This window comes from Eximiradius sp., assembly GCA_937127445.1.
GTDB lineage: Bacteria > Bacteroidota > Ignavibacteria > Kapaibacteriales > UBA2268 > JAKIZO01.
In genome coordinates, this window is the sequence record CAKZLY010000026.1 from 23,389 (window position 1) to 40,185 (window position 16,797).

11 protein-coding genes are annotated in these 16,797 nt (G+C 31.3%); 5 read left to right on the forward strand and 6 right to left on the reverse strand.

The genetic code is table 11. The annotated features are described in order from the left end of the window. Positions 1-121: 121 nt before the first annotated feature. Together AC6QZF_RS08075 and AC6QZF_RS08080 are read right to left on the reverse strand one after the other, a co-directional pair. Positions 122-976: a glycosyltransferase gene (locus tag AC6QZF_RS08075; RefSeq protein WP_499799372.1), complete on the reverse strand. Its 855-nt coding sequence runs from the start codon at positions 974-976 to the stop codon at positions 122-124. Further along, positions 973-4,920: a COG1470 family protein gene (locus AC6QZF_RS08080; protein WP_499799373.1), complete on the reverse strand. Its 3,948-nt coding sequence runs from the start codon at positions 4,918-4,920 to the stop codon at positions 973-975. Before AC6QZF_RS08080 ends, AC6QZF_RS08075 begins: the two co-directional genes overlap by 4 nt. A gap of 144 nt (positions 4,921-5,064) precedes the next feature. Here AC6QZF_RS08080 and AC6QZF_RS08085 point away from each other — a divergent pair, with 144 nt between their 5' ends. Both AC6QZF_RS08085 and AC6QZF_RS08090 read left to right on the forward strand, forming a co-directional pair. After that, complete coding sequence (locus AC6QZF_RS08085; protein ID WP_499799374.1) at positions 5,065-6,102, forward strand: chemotaxis protein CheB; 1,038 nt, start codon at positions 5,065-5,067, stop codon at positions 6,100-6,102. A gap of 4 nt (positions 6,103-6,106) precedes the next feature. Further along, complete coding sequence (locus AC6QZF_RS08090) at positions 6,107-7,213, forward strand: NAD(P)/FAD-dependent oxidoreductase (RefSeq protein WP_499799375.1); 1,107 nt, start codon at positions 6,107-6,109, stop codon at positions 7,211-7,213. On the opposite strand, the gene AC6QZF_RS08095 is transcribed toward AC6QZF_RS08090, so the two are convergent. Continuing rightward, on the reverse strand, positions 7,206-7,811 hold the full coding sequence (locus AC6QZF_RS08095; RefSeq protein ID WP_499799376.1) for a T9SS type A sorting domain-containing protein: 606 nt from the start codon (positions 7,809-7,811) through the stop codon (positions 7,206-7,208). The genes AC6QZF_RS08090 and AC6QZF_RS08095 overlap by 8 nt on opposite strands. A 145-nt stretch (positions 7,812-7,956) precedes the next feature. Continuing rightward, a complete protein-coding gene (locus AC6QZF_RS08100; RefSeq protein WP_499799377.1) occupies positions 7,957-10,707 on the reverse strand; it encodes a SpoIIE family protein phosphatase in 2,751 nt (916 codons plus the stop codon). A gap of 317 nt (positions 10,708-11,024) precedes the next feature. Between AC6QZF_RS08100 and AC6QZF_RS08105 the strand changes: the two genes are divergently transcribed. Further along, positions 11,025-11,372 carry an SRPBCC family protein gene (locus AC6QZF_RS08105; RefSeq protein WP_499799378.1) on the forward strand — a complete coding sequence of 116 codons (348 nt, stop codon included), beginning with the start codon at positions 11,025-11,027 and terminating at the stop codon, positions 11,370-11,372. 79 nt (positions 11,373-11,451) lie between these two features. Next, positions 11,452-14,424 (forward strand): hypothetical protein, encoded by a 2,973-nt coding sequence (locus tag AC6QZF_RS08110; RefSeq protein ID WP_499799379.1) that lies wholly within the window; start codon positions 11,452-11,454, stop codon positions 14,422-14,424. Here AC6QZF_RS08110 and AC6QZF_RS08115 read toward each other — a convergent pair whose 3' ends face one another. Then, on the reverse strand, positions 14,425-15,408 hold the full coding sequence (locus tag AC6QZF_RS08115; protein WP_499799380.1) for a DUF2851 family protein: 984 nt from the start codon (positions 15,406-15,408) through the stop codon (positions 14,425-14,427). 1 nt (position 15,409) lies between these two features. Further along, entirely contained in the window at positions 15,410-16,069 is a 660-nt protein-coding gene (locus AC6QZF_RS08120; RefSeq protein ID WP_499799381.1) for a hypothetical protein, read from the reverse strand. Between the two features lie 121 nt (positions 16,070-16,190). Here AC6QZF_RS08120 and AC6QZF_RS08125 point away from each other — a divergent pair. Then, on the forward strand, positions 16,191-16,797 hold a 607-nt coding region (locus tag AC6QZF_RS08125), incomplete at its 3' end, for a hypothetical protein (protein ID WP_499799382.1).

Genomic DNA, 16,797 nt, shown 5'->3' on the forward strand with positions numbered 1-16,797 from the left:
TATAAAATAATAAACTAAAATCATAAATAAACAAAAACAAGTTGAAAAAACTTGACTTATAAAAATTCACTTAAAATTAACAATATTATTGCTAATTAACAAGAATTAATTAACATAGTATTTAGAATTCAGTATAGAATACTTCGTCTTTTTGGTATCTGTTTTGTAATCCGTAAGGAGTAAAATAATTACCGGCATTGATCTCTTTTTTCAGTTCATTGGCTAAATTTTTGTTGCTTCGAAAACCGTTTTTATGAAATGGAGTATGATATAAATGAATTGGAAATTCACGCAGACCAATATTTCTTCCGTTCAAACCGTATATATAGAGACGTTTTGAAAGATTATCGTCTTCATTTCCCCAACCAATAAATCTTTCGTCATAACCATTAACAGCAAGAAAATCTTCCTTAATTACGGCTGAAACTCCACCCCTGAATTTTGGTGAAAGCCTTTTATTAGTTTTTCTAAATCTATTGGTAATTGAATAGAATAAATCTTTGAAGTATTGTCGAACAATCTTAAGCTTTTGTTTGATTGTAATAATTTCGTATTTGCAATTGATAATGCAATCTAATGATATTTTTTCAGTTTGCTTTTGTGTAAGTCTCACAGGATAATTAGTAACAAAGCAGTTTCGATTTCCCTGAAAAAAATCATAAATCTTTTTAATATAATTTTTTGTCAAAATTACATCGGAATCAAGAAATACAAGAATATCGCTTTTGCTATATAAAACCGCATTGTTCCTGCTTCTGGCAACTCTAAAACCATTAAATTCTTGACGGATGTATTTAATTTTGCAATTGTTTTGTTCAGAAAAAGATTTCAAAAATTCAATAATATTCTCATCAGAACCATCGTCGCAAATAATAATTTCCTCAGGTTTTACACTCTGATTAATTAAGCTATACAAGCATTTTTCTAAATAGCTAACTCTATTGTGAACGGTGATTATTGCTGCAATGGTTTTCATCTGCATAAATTGATGATTTTACTTACAAAAACACCATCTTCAATAAAGGTAAAAAGATAAATGCCAGTTGCAAACTGATTTTTATCAATCGTATATCTATATTTCCCGGCTTTATTATTCTTTTCGCTAATATTCATTAACTGGTTCCCCATCAAATCAAAAATCACTAATTCAAAATTATTGTCCGTAACTTTTGTTATTTCAATTTCGATAGTATTGTAATTTTCAGATATTAGTTTGATTTCAGGTTTTTCTGAATATTCAATTATCCTACTTTCTGGCAGGCAATTGCTTATTATTTCAACTTCTCCATTTAATTTAGAAATAATAAAATCGTTTGGGCTAAGAATTTCGACAGAATCAAATGTCAAGTAAGTATTAAATGAATTGCCAAGTAATCCCAAAAATTCGACAACGCAAATTTCGCCATCATTTATTAAATTAGCATTATTTGGTGTAATCTCTATTTTTGCAATTCCACTACCAATTTCATTAATTGTCAATTTATTGTAATTATTGACAATGCTACCAGACGGGGATATTGTTTCAGGATAAAGTATTTTTGGATTATAAAGTAAATTAAATCTTAAACTGTTGATTTCACCTTGCGCTAATTTATTTGTGTCGGTAGAATATAATCTAATTGGGATTTTGACTTTTTTGCCTGCTTCAACAAACACTTTTGCTTGTGGTAGCTCAAGAGTTGCATTAATTGTAAGTTTCTTCTTTGGACTATTACCTTTAAGAGTAATTATCTCTGAAATTTTGCAAGGAGAAGTAATTAGAATTGAAGCGAATGTCTCTAAATTTTCCTCAAAATCCTCAGGAATATATTTTATTTCAAATAAAACAGTTTCGCCACTTCGCAAAGAGATTGGGGATGAAGCAGGCGTGACAATCAAAAATCTACTATCAAGGAAACCAACGCCTGAAATAACAATGTCGTCATCAGAATTATTTTTAAAACTAAAAGTAAGAACTTCTTCACTTCCTGGCTGGACTATCCCAAAATCAAGTGTTTTTGTTGAAAAAGCGTAGGATAGGTCAATAACATTAGCATTTACAAGAATTCTGATTGTATCATTACAATCGCCAATAATCAGAGAAATTATAGATGAATGTTGTCCAATTTGATTAGTTAACAAACGAACTTTTATTGAATTTATCTCTTGAAGAAATTGATTTTCCTGAATATCAAGGGAGAATAAATTGTTTTGATATTCAATTTGTTTTATTTCAACAGGTGATTTATAATTCAAAATTTGAAGATTAATTTCATTTTCAATTGGAGTTTGACAAAAATATAATGTGCCAAAATCAACGGAATTTACAGAAAGCTCAGGAATAATACCGCTATATTCGGCAATAATATTTATTGGAAGTGCCATTGAACAAGGCTCGTAGCTTATATTTTCGTTTATGTTTTCCACATTCTCATTTAGTTTCAAGTAAATTGAAATATCAGCATTACCAAAAGGCTCAATTTCAATTGGTAAATCTAATATTTGTAGATTGTTTGAAGAGAATTGCTTTAACGAGATTCTATCAGGTGATGTATTTTTTATGTTAAGAGTAAAAACTGTGTCGCGGCTACAATTGTCAATTTTTAAATTAATATTTGAGTTAAAATTTATTATTGGTTCATATATTTCGGCAACTATATTAATTTTTAGCGTATCATAATTAGTTCCTGTTATTTCTGCTTTATATGGAATATAAAGCGTTGTCTTGTAAAAGCCAATCTGGTTTGCTATCAATTTGACATTAACTGAAAAACTTTCAAATGGTTTTATCAAGGAAGGAATATTTGGTGTTAAATTAAAATCAATCGCATTTGAAAATGAAACATTACTTGTAATAATATTTTCATTTCCAATAGCCGTAATGCTCAGTGTTGTGTCGATTTCTAAAGGCAAATCACAATACAGGAATTTTCCTAAATAGACATCACCATCACCAGCTGACAGAAATGATTTACCAGCATCTTTGTAGCCTTGAATAGATACAAATCTTGTATTGCAAGGAGTTGAAAAAATTAATCTACCTTTATATAGTTTGTAATCTGGTGGAGCAAAACGCATTTTAATTTGGATAGATGAGTTGGGAGCGACTGAAATTGGGAAAGAATTTGGTTCGATAATTGTATAAGGAACAGGAATAATGAGCATATCCTGATTAATTTCCAGAGCAGAATTGCCTAAATTAGTAAGAGTTATAGTTTGCTCAACAAAATCTTCATCTTTTGATACAACAAAATTTAAACTTTTAGGATTTACATCAAAGTTATATTCTTTAAAAATAACTGTAACGGTTGGCGATAATCTACCACATTCATTTTTATTGGTTGCTTCGAAATAATACACTCCACTTGTAGTAATTGAAACATTTTTTTGCCCAACAATCCAAGATAAACCATCCTTATACCAAACAATTTGGGTTTCCGAAGAAATAATTCCTGCATTTCCCACTAATTTCAGCGTATCACCAATACAGTAATAAATAGTATCATCTTTAAATATTCGTTCTTCTTTTTTCCCTTTAATTTGAGCTAAATACGGTTTTGGAACGTCAACACCTTCTATAACAATTTCGTTTGAAGTTGTGGAACAATTAATTTCATTGATAATCTTTAGAGCAATTCTTGAAATGCCACTTGGAACAACAAAAGGAATAGAATCAGTCTTTTGATTTGAAAAAACAACGTTATTATTAAGCCATTGATAAGTGAAATTACCAGTAGAAACATTAGCTCTGAGGATAACTGTATCGCCTACACAAAAAATATTTTTGCTCGATCCAGAAAGTGAAATTGACGCTGTCCCAGCTGCTGGTGTTTTTATCTCGGCACGAGCATAATTAGTTTCGTTATAAGAACGTCCACGACCAGTTTCTGATTTATTATCTGTATTATCGCCAGTATTAGAGTAGCGATATGCAAAAACCCTATAGGCGTATTCAACGTCACATTCATAATTTTTATCGATAAATTCGATTACATCGCTTCCTTGAATGTTTGCCACTACAACAGAATGGCCTAAATACTGTCCTTCATTATATACATAGGCGTCTTGCGGCAGAATAGCATTAGCATCATCTTTTTTCAAGTGTCTTAAAATTAAATATCCTTGAAATTTATCCTCCGGAAAGACATCATTCGCATTATTCCATCTCAATTTAACCCCTTCACTTACAAGTGAGATTGTAAGTTGTGGATTATTCCACTCGGGTTGCCTAAGCGAACGCCAATAATAATGATTTTTTGGAGTAATAGATGGATTTGGAGGTAAATTAGCATAGCCTGGGGTTTCACCATAGGCAACATTTGTTGTAGAATCACTGCCAGAAGTTTGATGATATGGACCACCACCATATCCCCAAAAACGGACTGCCGATGCAGCATTATCATTTTGATGAACAACCTTTGGATATGGTAACACTGCAATTGCTGTCAATATCATATTGGTTGCAGATTGGGCAAGAGCGTGGTGATGGTTGTTATTGTTGTCAAGTAAATGAATGCACTCAGTAGTTTGATTGAAGTTTAAAGCAGAAGCAGTCCAATCAGTAGCGTTTTCTAATACTCGTTCAAAATAATTTTCATTTTCAGCGGAAAGACGAATGAAGCCATCTTCAGCATCAAGGTCATTTGCAATGCCACTTGTATTTCTTGTATATATCAAAATGCAAGTTCCTTTTCTTAAATTTCTCCAGAGAGGAACATTTTTGAATCGGACACCACCCATCCATAATCCATCACCTGAATTATCTCGTAAGTAATAATTGACAATGCTCACATTGTCTTCTATTACTAATAATTCAATCCATTCACCCTGTGTATTGCCTGAAACATTTTTATATTCACTCACAAGAAATTTCGTTTGTGAAAATGCATTTGAAGATAAAATAAACAAAAACAACAAGTAGATGTAGAGATTTTTTTTCATAATAAATTTTAATTATTAATAAACATTATTATATTTGCAAATATAGAAAAAAAAATGTTATCACTAAATGAAAATGCATATAAAATAAAATTGATTACTATTGCGTTTCTTGGAATATTGATTTTAACAAATTTTTGATAAATTATGATAGAACTTAAACAAATTTTAGTAGTAGAGGACGAGCTTACAAATTCAATTTTGCTCAAAAGGATACTTTCGAAAGCAGGATATTCGGTTGTTGTTGCAAATAATGGATTGGAAGCAATAAAGCATCTTGAAAGAGAAAAATTCGATGCAGTATTGACAGATTGGATGATGCCTCAGGTGGATGGGATTGAACTAATTCGTAGAATGCGAGCAAACGTCAAACCGCTTCCTTTTATTATGATGATTACAGCTCTTGTAAGCGAAGGTGCCCGCGCATACGCTCTTGAATCAGGTGCTGATGATTTCATTGCAAAACCAATAGAAGTAGAAGAACTTTTGGTAAGATTAAAGGATGGACTTGCAAGACATCAACAAACTGCCGAAGACATTCAAATAGTGCCTGTGACCAGAGAGGTTGATGTATATCCTCCATTTGTAGCGGTTGCAATTGCAACAAGCACCGGTGGGCCACCGGCTCTTATAGAATTATTTAAAAAAATGCCTGAAAAAGTAAACGCTCCATTTTTCATTGTTCAGCACGGTCCATCGTGGATGTTAGAAACTTTCTCGCAACGCTTGCAACGCGAGACAGCTTTCAATGTTACAATAGCATACGATGGAATTATTCCGGAACCTGATACCATTTATATTGCTCCTGGCGATAAACATATGCGAATCGACCCTAAAACATACAAGATTATCGTTGATGATGGACCAAAAGAAAATTTCGTTCGTCCGGCAGCCGACCCACTATTCAGAAGCGTAGCAGAAGCATTTGGGAAATATAGTATTGCTCTGATTTTAACAGGATTAGGCAAGGATGGGGCACAAGGTGCGGCACATATCGCGTCTGTCAAAGGCAACGTGATAGTTCAAGATCCCGCTACTGCTACTGCACCATCTATGCCTACTGCTGTTGTTCAGTCTGGCATCAATTGTAAGGTACTACCTATTAGTGCTATTGGTAAAGAAATCTCTGAATTGATTTTTCCACTCAATGCAGCACTAAAAATGGCACTAAAAAACCAGAATTAATACGATGTTTGCAGAAATAGTCATTATTGGAGCTGGAGTTGTTGGTTTAGCGATTGCTAAGGAATTCTCCAGCAATTTTTTTTGTGTAGTACTTGAAAAGCACTCGTCTTTTGGATGCGAAACAAGTTCAAGAAATAGCGAAGTTATTCACGCTGGATTATATTATCCGAAAAATTCTTTGAAAACAGAGCTTTGCATAAAAGGCAACAGATTATTATATGAATTTGCTGAAAAATATAAAATTCCTTATAGAAGAATTGGAAAATTAGTTGTAGCGGTTAAAAAAGAACAAGAAGAAAAACTTAATTCAATATACGAAAATGCTATAAAAAATGGGGTAAACGGAATTGAGTTCGTTAGTAATAAATACTTACAAACATTTTCATCTAGTATAAATTCCCAAAGTGCTTTTATTTCGAAAAATACAGGAATCATTGATACACACAGTTATATGCGATGTTTGGAAGCATTAGCGAGTGAAAACGGAGCTATATTTTCCTATAATTCTAAAGTAATTGACATTGAAAAGACAAATAACGAATTTGATATATTAATTAAAACTGTCGAAGGAGAAATCTTCTCATTAAAATCACCTATAATAATTAATTCAGCTGGACTTCATTCTGATGAAATAGCAAATATGGTTGGTATTAGTGATGAAAACTTAAAACTTAACTATTGCAAAGGACACTATTTCAAAATTAATTCAAATAAATTTAACATAAAGCATTTGGTATATCCTGTAACTGATAGTTCTTATGGTCTTGGAATACATCTCACAGTAGATTTAAATGGAGATCTGAAATTAGGTCCTGACACCTTATTTTTGAGCAATAGACAAATCAATTACAACGTTCCAACTCAACTGGCAGAAAAATTTTATAATGCCGGTCAAACTTATATTAAAGGCTTAACAATCGATATGCTATCACCTGATTATGCTGGGATACGCCCCAAGCTACAAAAACCTGACGAGCAATTTAGAGATTTCTATATAAAAAATGAAACTGAAAGAAATTTAGACGGCTTTATTAATCTTATAGGGATTGAATCACCAGGACTTACCGCTTCGCTTGCAATTGCTAAACACGTTAAAGAACTAGTCACTTAGACCAGTTCAGTCTGAAATTATATGTTTGACCGCTATTTGTTGTAATTTTGCCGATATAAATACCGGTATTCAAATCTTTTACCGAAAGAGTAACGCTGTTGGTTCCTTTAGATAATCCATTTTTGTTTGTTGAGAAAATTTGTTTGCCAAGCATATTGAAAAGCTGAACATTAATATCACAATCTTCGGGTAGGTCGAAAAGCAAGGTAATCGTTGAATTTGCTGAGTTTGTATTTACAATGACTTCTTTGCTTGTTCCAGGCTCATTTTTTATTCGCTCTTGTGTTTTTTTGCAATCAGATTGTTCAATTGAATTCGAAGCCATAACTCTTGTATTGTTAGGCTTGACTTTGATATTTTGAGTAAAAAGAGTAGTTGTAGTATCTTTGGCATAACCAAACTTTTTAAATTCACGTTTCTGAACAAATAATTTATACTCTCCCGAAGGTATTTGATTTACCTGTATTGTCAAATCAATATAGCAATTACACCTTGCTTTTTGATTTGAAATATCGAAAAATGTAACATAAATATTATTTTCATCAATATCGATATCGGAAGAATACCTGGCAGCACAATTGGTAAATAAATCATTCACAAAGATTAATATTCTGCTAGCTTTTTGTTCAATATGAATTTTTTCACGAGGTTGGCTAAATAATGATGTGATACAAATAAAGAAAACAAATAATATTTTGAAAGTAACCTTCATATAATATAATTTAAATAATTTGAATTAGTTTTCACATTAATTTTATGATAATTAAAGATAAATCATCTTCAAAATAATCTTTACCAGAAAACCTATAAATTTCATTTAGAATATGTTTTAGCAGGTCTTCTGGACTTAAGTATCTGAAATGTGAAACTAATGCTTTTAGCCTTTCGATGCCGAATTCGTCGTCGTTGTTGCGAGCTTCGATTGCTCCATCAGTAGCCAATAGCAAAATATCGCCAGGACTGAAATCATATGTTTCTTCAATAATATTTGCAGAGAAAAATTCATTCGAACTTGCACCTAATATTATTCCTTTTGTTTTGATTTCAAGCACCCTCTTTTCTTTGTTTGAAAATACTATAAGCGGAAGGTGCCCAGCACGAGCAACTAATAGTTTACTTTGAGAGTAATGAATTTTCGCAACCAGCACAGAAATAAATGCATTTTTTTCTATGTAGTGATAAAGTAATTTATTTGCTTTTATCAATAATTCTTTGGGTTGTAGTTCGAATTCCGATAAAGTGCGAATAATTCCTTGAACTTTTGACATATATAGAGCAGCAGAAGCACCTTTTCCACTGACATCACCAATTATTGCAGTGAAACCATTGTCAGATACATTAATAAAATCGTAAAAATCTCCACCTACTTCATAAGCGGGAATAGTTATCGCTGCAACTTTGATATTATCAGTTCCAGGTAATTTTTGTGGTAGAGAAGACAACTGGATTTTACGAGCAAGTTCAAGTTCGTGCCGCATACGTTCACGAGAAGCCAAATCCTCATATAGCTTTATGTTATCAATAACAACAACTGATTGATTTAAAAAAGACATAATAATGTAAAAATCTTCGCTATCGATTGGTGCTTCGGACAATTTTTCGCCAATTAGAGCAAAGCCGTATATTTTGTCTTTGTGTTTCACAGGAACAATTGCAGAATAGCCTTCTTTCTGAAAGACATGTCGCCAATTTTCTGGCAAATACTCTATTCTTAAAATATTATCAGTTCCACCAATTAATTTTGTAATTTCATTTGCGTTATCATAAACATAATTTAAAATGTCACTGGATATTTCTGAATTGCAATTTGATTGAAGTTTGTCTAAAAGAATAATACATACTTTGTTAAGAAGTAGATAATTCTTCAACTTCTGAGATATTGTCTGAATGAAATCATCAATTGTTATATTTTTTTCAATGATATTATTAAGGTCAAGTGTAAGTTTTTTATAGTCAAAAATAGTGCGATAAAATTTTCGATTTATTAGTTCTAAAGTATTGTTGTAAAATTTAAGAAGTAGAAAAATAAATGTAATAGAAAGAATTATGCTTAGAGTAGTATTATAAAATTGTCTATTTTCTTCATTCAATGGTTTTTCCAACACTTCAATTGAAGTGCCAGTAAAATGCAAGTTAGGATAATTCAAATCAATATGAGCAACAAACCAAATAAAAGCGAATAATAGAGCAAAAAGAGCAATCCTTAGTAAGAAAACTGAGATAATGTATTGATTGTTCTTTCTTATTCTTAAATCTAAATTTAACAAACGATATTTTCCAATAGTATAAATATATGAAAACGGCAAAAGCAAGAGTAATAGATTAATATAAGTTAGATAATATAATTGGAAATACGCCAGAATTGGTATAATAAAAACTACTGTAATATTTATTAGAATAGCGTAATAAATAGGTCTGCCAATTGATTGCATTTGTTTGGTAAGTTTGGACTTCTTAATCTTGAACAACAGAATAATTAAAATTACTATATAAGAAATACCTATTCCGTAAGTAGAGATAGCCCATAGAAAATACAATTTATTGATAAATAGCGGTATCAAAACACATAGAAAAAAGACAGAGCCTAAAATATAAAGAGAACATATAATTTTTCTATTTTTCTCGGCTAACGACTTTAATTCAACGGGGAAATAAAAAAGACTATGAACAAGAAAAGCCAAACCGAATATAGCTGAAAGGTTCGCCAAAGCAAGAATAATAACGTGGATTAAATTGATTTTATAAACAAGAGAAAAAACAGGATTTAATTTTCCTGTAATTGCAAATCCAACCATTAGGAATGCAAAACCTAATAATCTCCCTATAAAGAAATCAATTCGAAAATACCCAATAAAAAAACCGAATGCAATAAATAATAAACCTGTCAAGAAATAGATTATGTGTGAGAAAGAAATACCGAATTTTGCAAGTTCGATATTTAATTTGTATGTTTGACCTTCGCGAAGTATTTCGTATTCTATTTCAGGCACTCTGGAACTTCTCAAAATATAGTCTGCTTCAGCAACAGTAGAAAAATCACTTCCATTGATTTTGGTGATAATGTCGCCTGGTTTTAGCCCTGCTCTATCAGAAGCACCACCAGGCGAAACACTTGTAACAAAAGCAGCAGATGAAAGCTTTACGAAGAAAATATTGTTAAGACTGTCCTTGCTAACAAAAACATTTTTAATGCTTTGCTCCTTAAAACAAAAAACTGTTAATTTTATTGAAGTTTGAGAAGGTTTATCAAAAAGATATTTGTTTATTTTTCCAATTGAATCAATGAGTTTATCTTCTATTTTTAATAATAAATCGCCAACATTTATCTGGTCGATTCTGTTAGTGCTTTGAATATTTTTGATGATATAATACTTTGATATAGGTTCTGTAAATATATTTTCATCTGTAGGCAGAGAAATAGTGTAGAAAAAATTGTAGAAAGTAACAATGACAAAGAAAGTTGCAGTGATAATAAATGCAATTTTATAGTACAATGAATTGCTACTCCTCTCCAAAGAAATACCCTTATATGCAAAAAAACTGAATTATATACCGAAAATTACGAAAAAATATATTAATTGTTTCAAAAGAGTTATGCAAAATTAATGTTTAAACACGAATTATTAATTCTACAAATATAATGAAATATATTTCGTGTAACGTATAAATAGATATTTTATGTTTTATAAATATATTTGCTAATATGTATTTACACTCGTTTATTAGAAAACAAACGTTGAACACTAATATCAATGAATGCTGGAATTTTTTTTCAAATCCTAAAAACATCTCTTTAATAACTCCACCCAAAATGAATTTCGTGATATTGACAGAATTGTCCGAAGAAATATATCCTGGGCTGCTTATTCAATATAAAGTAAGTCCTTTGTTATCTATACCGATGAACTGGGTAACCGAAATCACCCAAGTTAACAAACCATTCTTTTTCATAGACGAGCAAAGATTTGGGCCATATAAGTTTTGGCATCACCAGCACCTTTTCGAAGAGGTACAAGGTAAAGTTGAAATGACAGATATTGTTCATTATAGAATACCATTTGGCTTAATAGGAAATGCTTTTGGAAATTGGCTAATTAAAAGACAGTTAAATAAAATATTTGATTATAGAGCAAAAAAAATGTGTGATATTTTCAAATAATTGATGAATTTTCAAAAGATTGGCTTGATTTATGCATATAAATTTATTATTGTAAAAATTAATGTATTAGGATGCATAAATGAGACATTTTTTGCATTTATTCTTCAAAGAAAACAGATTTTTAATATTATTCTTATTCATAATTTCGATTGTAGATTATTCACCAATTCAGGCACAATTATCAGCCAGTCCTGCAAATTGGAGATATACAAATGGAAGTATCGAAGGAACGAGAAATATAGAAACACGTTCCGGGCGCCAATATTTCGATTCACTACAGATTAAATGGATAACACCTCATATTGCAGGAGATGTGCAACCATTAATTGGCAATATAGTAGCAAACAACAAGATATTCCCCAATATGCCATATTCACCTAACGAAATAGCTGCAGTTGTTGGCGATAGAATTGTAGTCATTGATGGAAGCGGGAAAGTGCTTGTTAATGAAAAACTGCCAGAGGAATTGTATGGAGTAATTAATATTTCTGCATTATTAGATACAAGTTTTGTAGGTCCGAATTACCCATATACATCTCCAACCGTTGTACTCGGATTGGAGACAATAGAAGCCGAACGCAAAGACAGCCTCGCAGTTGCATTTATTGTTGGGTATGACCATCAGGAAAAACGAATAAAGATATTACGAAGATTTTCTATGAACTTAAAAAACAGTTCTAACTATCCTAATGTTTCCGCATCACTTAAACCGATTTACTCTAAAAAGAGTGGCGATGAATTTACTTTGTACGCAACATTCAATATGGCAAATCCAAAGATTGGCAACCAATTTTTCTTCGAACCACCTTATTTACGTGGATTTACACAATTCTCAACATCAAATATTATCTCAAATTTCCCTATGCCTGATATTGGGGATGATATTATTAACCGAATAACAGTCGGTCCAGAAGTGAATATTGGACAACCTTCCATAACGAACAAACTTCTTGGAAGATCGCTTATGTTATTGCCGAATTACCCGACACCGAATTTGACTGAGAGACCTATCCCCAATAATAGCGTTCTTTCTGGAAGCACTTATGCAAACAGACCATATTTAATAAGCATTGATTTATCGGGTTCATTCTTAGTAGAAAATTTTCCGATGATAGATTTAAGCACAATTACAAAAGGAACTCGCCCAAGAATTAGGCCACTGTTTGTCAATATTACTGATAATGCAATGCCTTCAGATAGTTTATTTATTCTTGTGCTTGAAGAATACAATGGGCTAAATGGTTCAAACGGAACATCAAGAATACATTTATTTGATATGAACGGAAATGCTTTGACATCTCCAAACAAGATTACTGAACCACCTTACCTTCCACCAAGTTTTACCGGGAAGCAAAATCATTATTGGTCGGTTGCTGTTGGTAATGTAGATGGCAATCCAAGGAATGAATGGCTTCCATATTTTCCGAATAATCGTGGGAATGAAATAGTTGTTACTCAATCGTCTAAAGAATTTGCTTTTGCTGGTAGCAAATTATTTGTATTGAGGTACAATAGCGGACCAGAGATTGATAAACCTTCGCCTCCGGGAGAATATCTTTTCCCATTTGATACAGTTGCAAGCCAGAGAATAAATGGATGGGTTGCAGCAGTCAATGACTTCGACGGCGATATAAATGATGGCAAGGATGAAATTTTCCTTGTCAATGGTTCGGAACTTATTGTATTGAGGATGAGAGATTATAACTCTCTTGAATTTCGACTTGGAATGCCTTTCGATACTGTATTTACAAGGAATTTCCAAAATCAAACAATTTCAAATATGGCGATTTCTGATATTGATGGCGACGGACGTAATGATATTATTGTTACAACTTTTGATTCTACTTATGTTATTGGAACACCTATTCCACAAACAATTTCAGTATTATCGCCAAAATTTGCAAATGCTTTGCAAAGAGACTACTGCCCTGATGATACAGTTAAAATTTCCTGGGAGAATTATTCAAGCACAGCAAGAGCAATGTTGCTGTTTGCAGAGGTGAAAAATAACGCAATTGTTAAGATTGATACATTATTAAAAAACATTGATAATTCGGCTTCAATAGTTAATTATAATTTTGTTGTAAATGAAAAAGTTATAGGTAAAAGTGGATTTCTAATTGTTGCTTCTGAAACAAATCCAACAGTTAATTTTGATACTACAACCATATTGACATTTAATCGCCCAATAATAGACATTAATAATATCAATAAATTGTCACTCGTAAGTGGTTCTTCAGTCAATATTGATGGAACTGCTCTTTGTGCTGATAGTGTAGTTTTCCATATTTCCAATGATGGACTGAATTGGCATAAAGTTGGAGTTGCCGATGTAGCGAACAGCCAATTTGCTACACAACTGTCAATCCCGTGTTTAGAAGTGTTTAGTTGTTTAGAAAAAATTTCAGACTTATCATATTTAATGAAGTTTGAAATTCATAAAGGTGGCTATGTTGATACAACAAATATTTTGAATTTGCCTGTAAGACCTGCTAAATTCCCAATCACTTGGGACACATCTACAACAAGCGACCCAACAATTACTTTCAAGTGGAGTGTTCTCGATATGCCGTCTGAAATTGATAGCTTACATTTTCTAATTTCAACTGATGGCAAAAAATATTCAGAAATGGACAGATTTTCAGCAGGTATAGAAAAGTACAAATGGCACGTTCCATTGAACACACCCGACACTTTATATATTCGTTTTTGTGCAGCAGATAATTGCATAATAATTGACACTGTAATTTCGAAATATCAACCCAAATATATTATTTCTGTTGCTCCAAATCCAATGCGGCTTGGAGAAATGATGGAGTTAGTATATAAAGTATCGAAAGAAACTTACGTCAAAATTAGAATATTTGACCAGAGCAATAGATTAGTCCGTGAAATACAAAAAGATGTTTATCGAATACCGAATACTGCATATTGCGATTTTTGGGACGGACGATTATCTGACGGTACTCCTGTTGCAAACGGTTTATACTACATTCGTTTAGAATTAGACGATGGTTCTTTTGAAATATATCCGATTTACGTAAGAAAATAATCATTTATTACTAGATAAGCCAATAGAATAAAAATCAAGAACTTCTTCGAACTTATATTGAGATAAAGGATTTGGTGGGAATTCTTCTGCATTACCTTTGCAACGAATGTATTCAAGCATTCCTTGCTGTTGCCAGAGATATTTTTGCTCTATGTGTGGGAAATGGCGGCTTAATTTACTGTAAATACTCAAAGTAGGGGTTGACCAGAACCACGTCAAAAGACAAATTCTTGCGGCATCATCCGCAATACAAATTGAAAGCGGTAGCACAACATTCAGAACTAATTCTCTTCTGAGTGCAGCACCTTCTCGAGAAATTTTAGATTTCATTAAATCAACTAAACTCAAAAAAATATCGAATACTTCGTTATTCTTGATTTTATTCAAAAAAGGGAGAATAAGTGAATTATCTAAATTGTACAAAATGTCATTAAAATGATTATTGTCATATATGGGTCTGCGTCTTTTTTTTCTGTAGTTATCTAAAAATTTGTAAGCAGCTATTTTAAGGGCGTCATTTATATTGTTATTGTTCACCAACGGCATAACTTCGGCAGATTTTCTTAAAATTCTTACTAATGCGTAATGCTGTAAATCAAGTATTTGATTTATTATTTCATCTTTATCAACACTATCATCTATTTTTATAGATTCAATTTCTTTTTCAGCAATGACAAGTGTTTCGAAATTTTCATTTATTATGGTATCATTATTACAAACAATATGCAAAAAAACGTTTTGATAAAGTTGATTTATAGAGTGATTATGATAAAGCCAATCCAATGAATTTTTATGAAACTCAACCTCTCCTGTAACAATTTTACCGTCAAGAAGAACCCCAAAATTAGTGAAATCAGGACCTTCATATGGATTAATCCGTCCGGGAGAAAGCACTTGCAATTGCTTACCGCTTTCAGTAATCCATACACGTGATGGTTCGGAAAGCAATTTTTGCAATCGTTTCTGCAATTGCAATTCGTTCATTTCATTCTTCGACTTTTTTCAACAAATAACTTCTAAAAGAATAAATTCCTATACTATCGATAAACACTAAATCCTCGCTGTATATTGTTGGGATTGGTCTTTTACGTTCGGCAACAAACAGTAAATTCCATCGTTTAAATAACAAATTATTGAAAATGATGTTTTCGCTTTTTGTGAAAGTATAAGTATTTTTCCAGAATAAAGTCTCTGAACCAATGTTTTTGTTAAATTCAATTTGCTTTGAATGAAAATCATTAAGTTTTTTTGGAATTTCGAACATAAACACAAAAAAATCAGATGGATAGCTGGGCGAAACAAAAGGATGTTTCTTTGTTCCGAAAAGATAAGAACTATCAGTAATAGCAATCCCGAATTCTGTGTATCTTGGGAAACCATTATCGAGTTCTTTCCATTCCAGTGTATAGGTTGGGAGTTTAGATTTAGAAATAGTATCCCAAAATTCTATTACCCATTCGCTTGTATCAAAATTTGTAACAAAAAACGATGCTTCAACACTGTTTTTTTCGTAAGTCCAGATTTTACCTAATCTTACATTGAATAAATAATTTTCTTTTGGAATAACTGGTTCATTTGAGTTATTGCTATCTGAACAAGAAACAAAAAACAATATTAGAAATATTATAAAAATTACCTTGCTCATTGAAATAATCCATTATTGGAGAAATAAAAATAAATAATATTATTAAAAAAGCAAAAAAAAACTTAATTTGAAACTTATATTACACTATGATTAAGTAATTTTGGATAATCGATGGTATTTAATGAAAATTAATACACATTTTGAATTTACAACATCCCAAAAAAAAATTTTACGCCGAATTATACTCATAATAGGCATGCTGTTTTTGATAAGTATAATCAGTATTTTGCTGGGTTTTTTTTCTCAACAAATATTTTTAGTAGTGCTTGGATTGAGTTTAACAATAAATATTGCTTATTGTTTGACAATTTTTTTTGCTGAAGAGAACAAAAATCAATATCCTGATTATTTATTTCAATATGGATATACTAAATTTGAAAGCATATTTATCGTAGTTCATTTATTATTGTCATTACTTATTTTTATAATAACAATTTACTTAACAACTGTTTTCAGTATTTCTTCAAATATCATTAAAATAGACAATCTAATTTTACTCCTTGGTTTTATTTTTTTGAACTCTATGTTTATTTTTTTACTTAAGAATTTCTTTGATAAGAATATTATCGATGCTAAAAATAAAGACTTGATATACAATTTCATTGTATGGAAAAATACTTTGATAATGTTCTTTGTTTGTTTTATTTTTATTTTTATTTTTATTTTGATTGTCATTCTATTCTATCAAGCAGAAAAATCTGAATTTTTAAGTTATTTAGATAAGATAT

What these genes read in the sequence shown, in the direction of transcription:
- AC6QZF_RS08105 (WP_499799378.1), top strand. Translation starts at nt 11,025, where the DNA reads ATGAATTTCGTGATATTGACAGAATTGTCCGAAGAAATATATCCTGGG.
- AC6QZF_RS08085 (WP_499799374.1), top strand. Translation starts at nt 5,065, where the DNA reads ATGATAGAACTTAAACAAATTTTAGTAGTAGAGGACGAGCTTACAAAT.
- AC6QZF_RS08090 (WP_499799375.1), top strand. Translation starts at nt 6,107, where the DNA reads ATGTTTGCAGAAATAGTCATTATTGGAGCTGGAGTTGTTGGTTTAGCG.
- AC6QZF_RS08115 (WP_499799380.1), bottom strand. Translation starts at nt 15,408, where the DNA reads ATGAACGAATTGCAATTGCAGAAACGATTGCAAAAATTGCTTTCCGAA.
- AC6QZF_RS08075 (WP_499799372.1), bottom strand. Translation starts at nt 976, where the DNA reads ATGAAAACCATTGCAGCAATAATCACCGTTCACAATAGAGTTAGCTAT.
- AC6QZF_RS08110 (WP_499799379.1), top strand. Translation starts at nt 11,452, where the DNA reads ATGAGACATTTTTTGCATTTATTCTTCAAAGAAAACAGATTTTTAATA.
- AC6QZF_RS08080 (WP_499799373.1), bottom strand. Translation starts at nt 4,920, where the DNA reads ATGAAAAAAAATCTCTACATCTACTTGTTGTTTTTGTTTATTTTATCT.
- AC6QZF_RS08120 (WP_499799381.1), bottom strand. Translation starts at nt 16,069, where the DNA reads ATGAGCAAGGTAATTTTTATAATATTTCTAATATTGTTTTTTGTTTCT.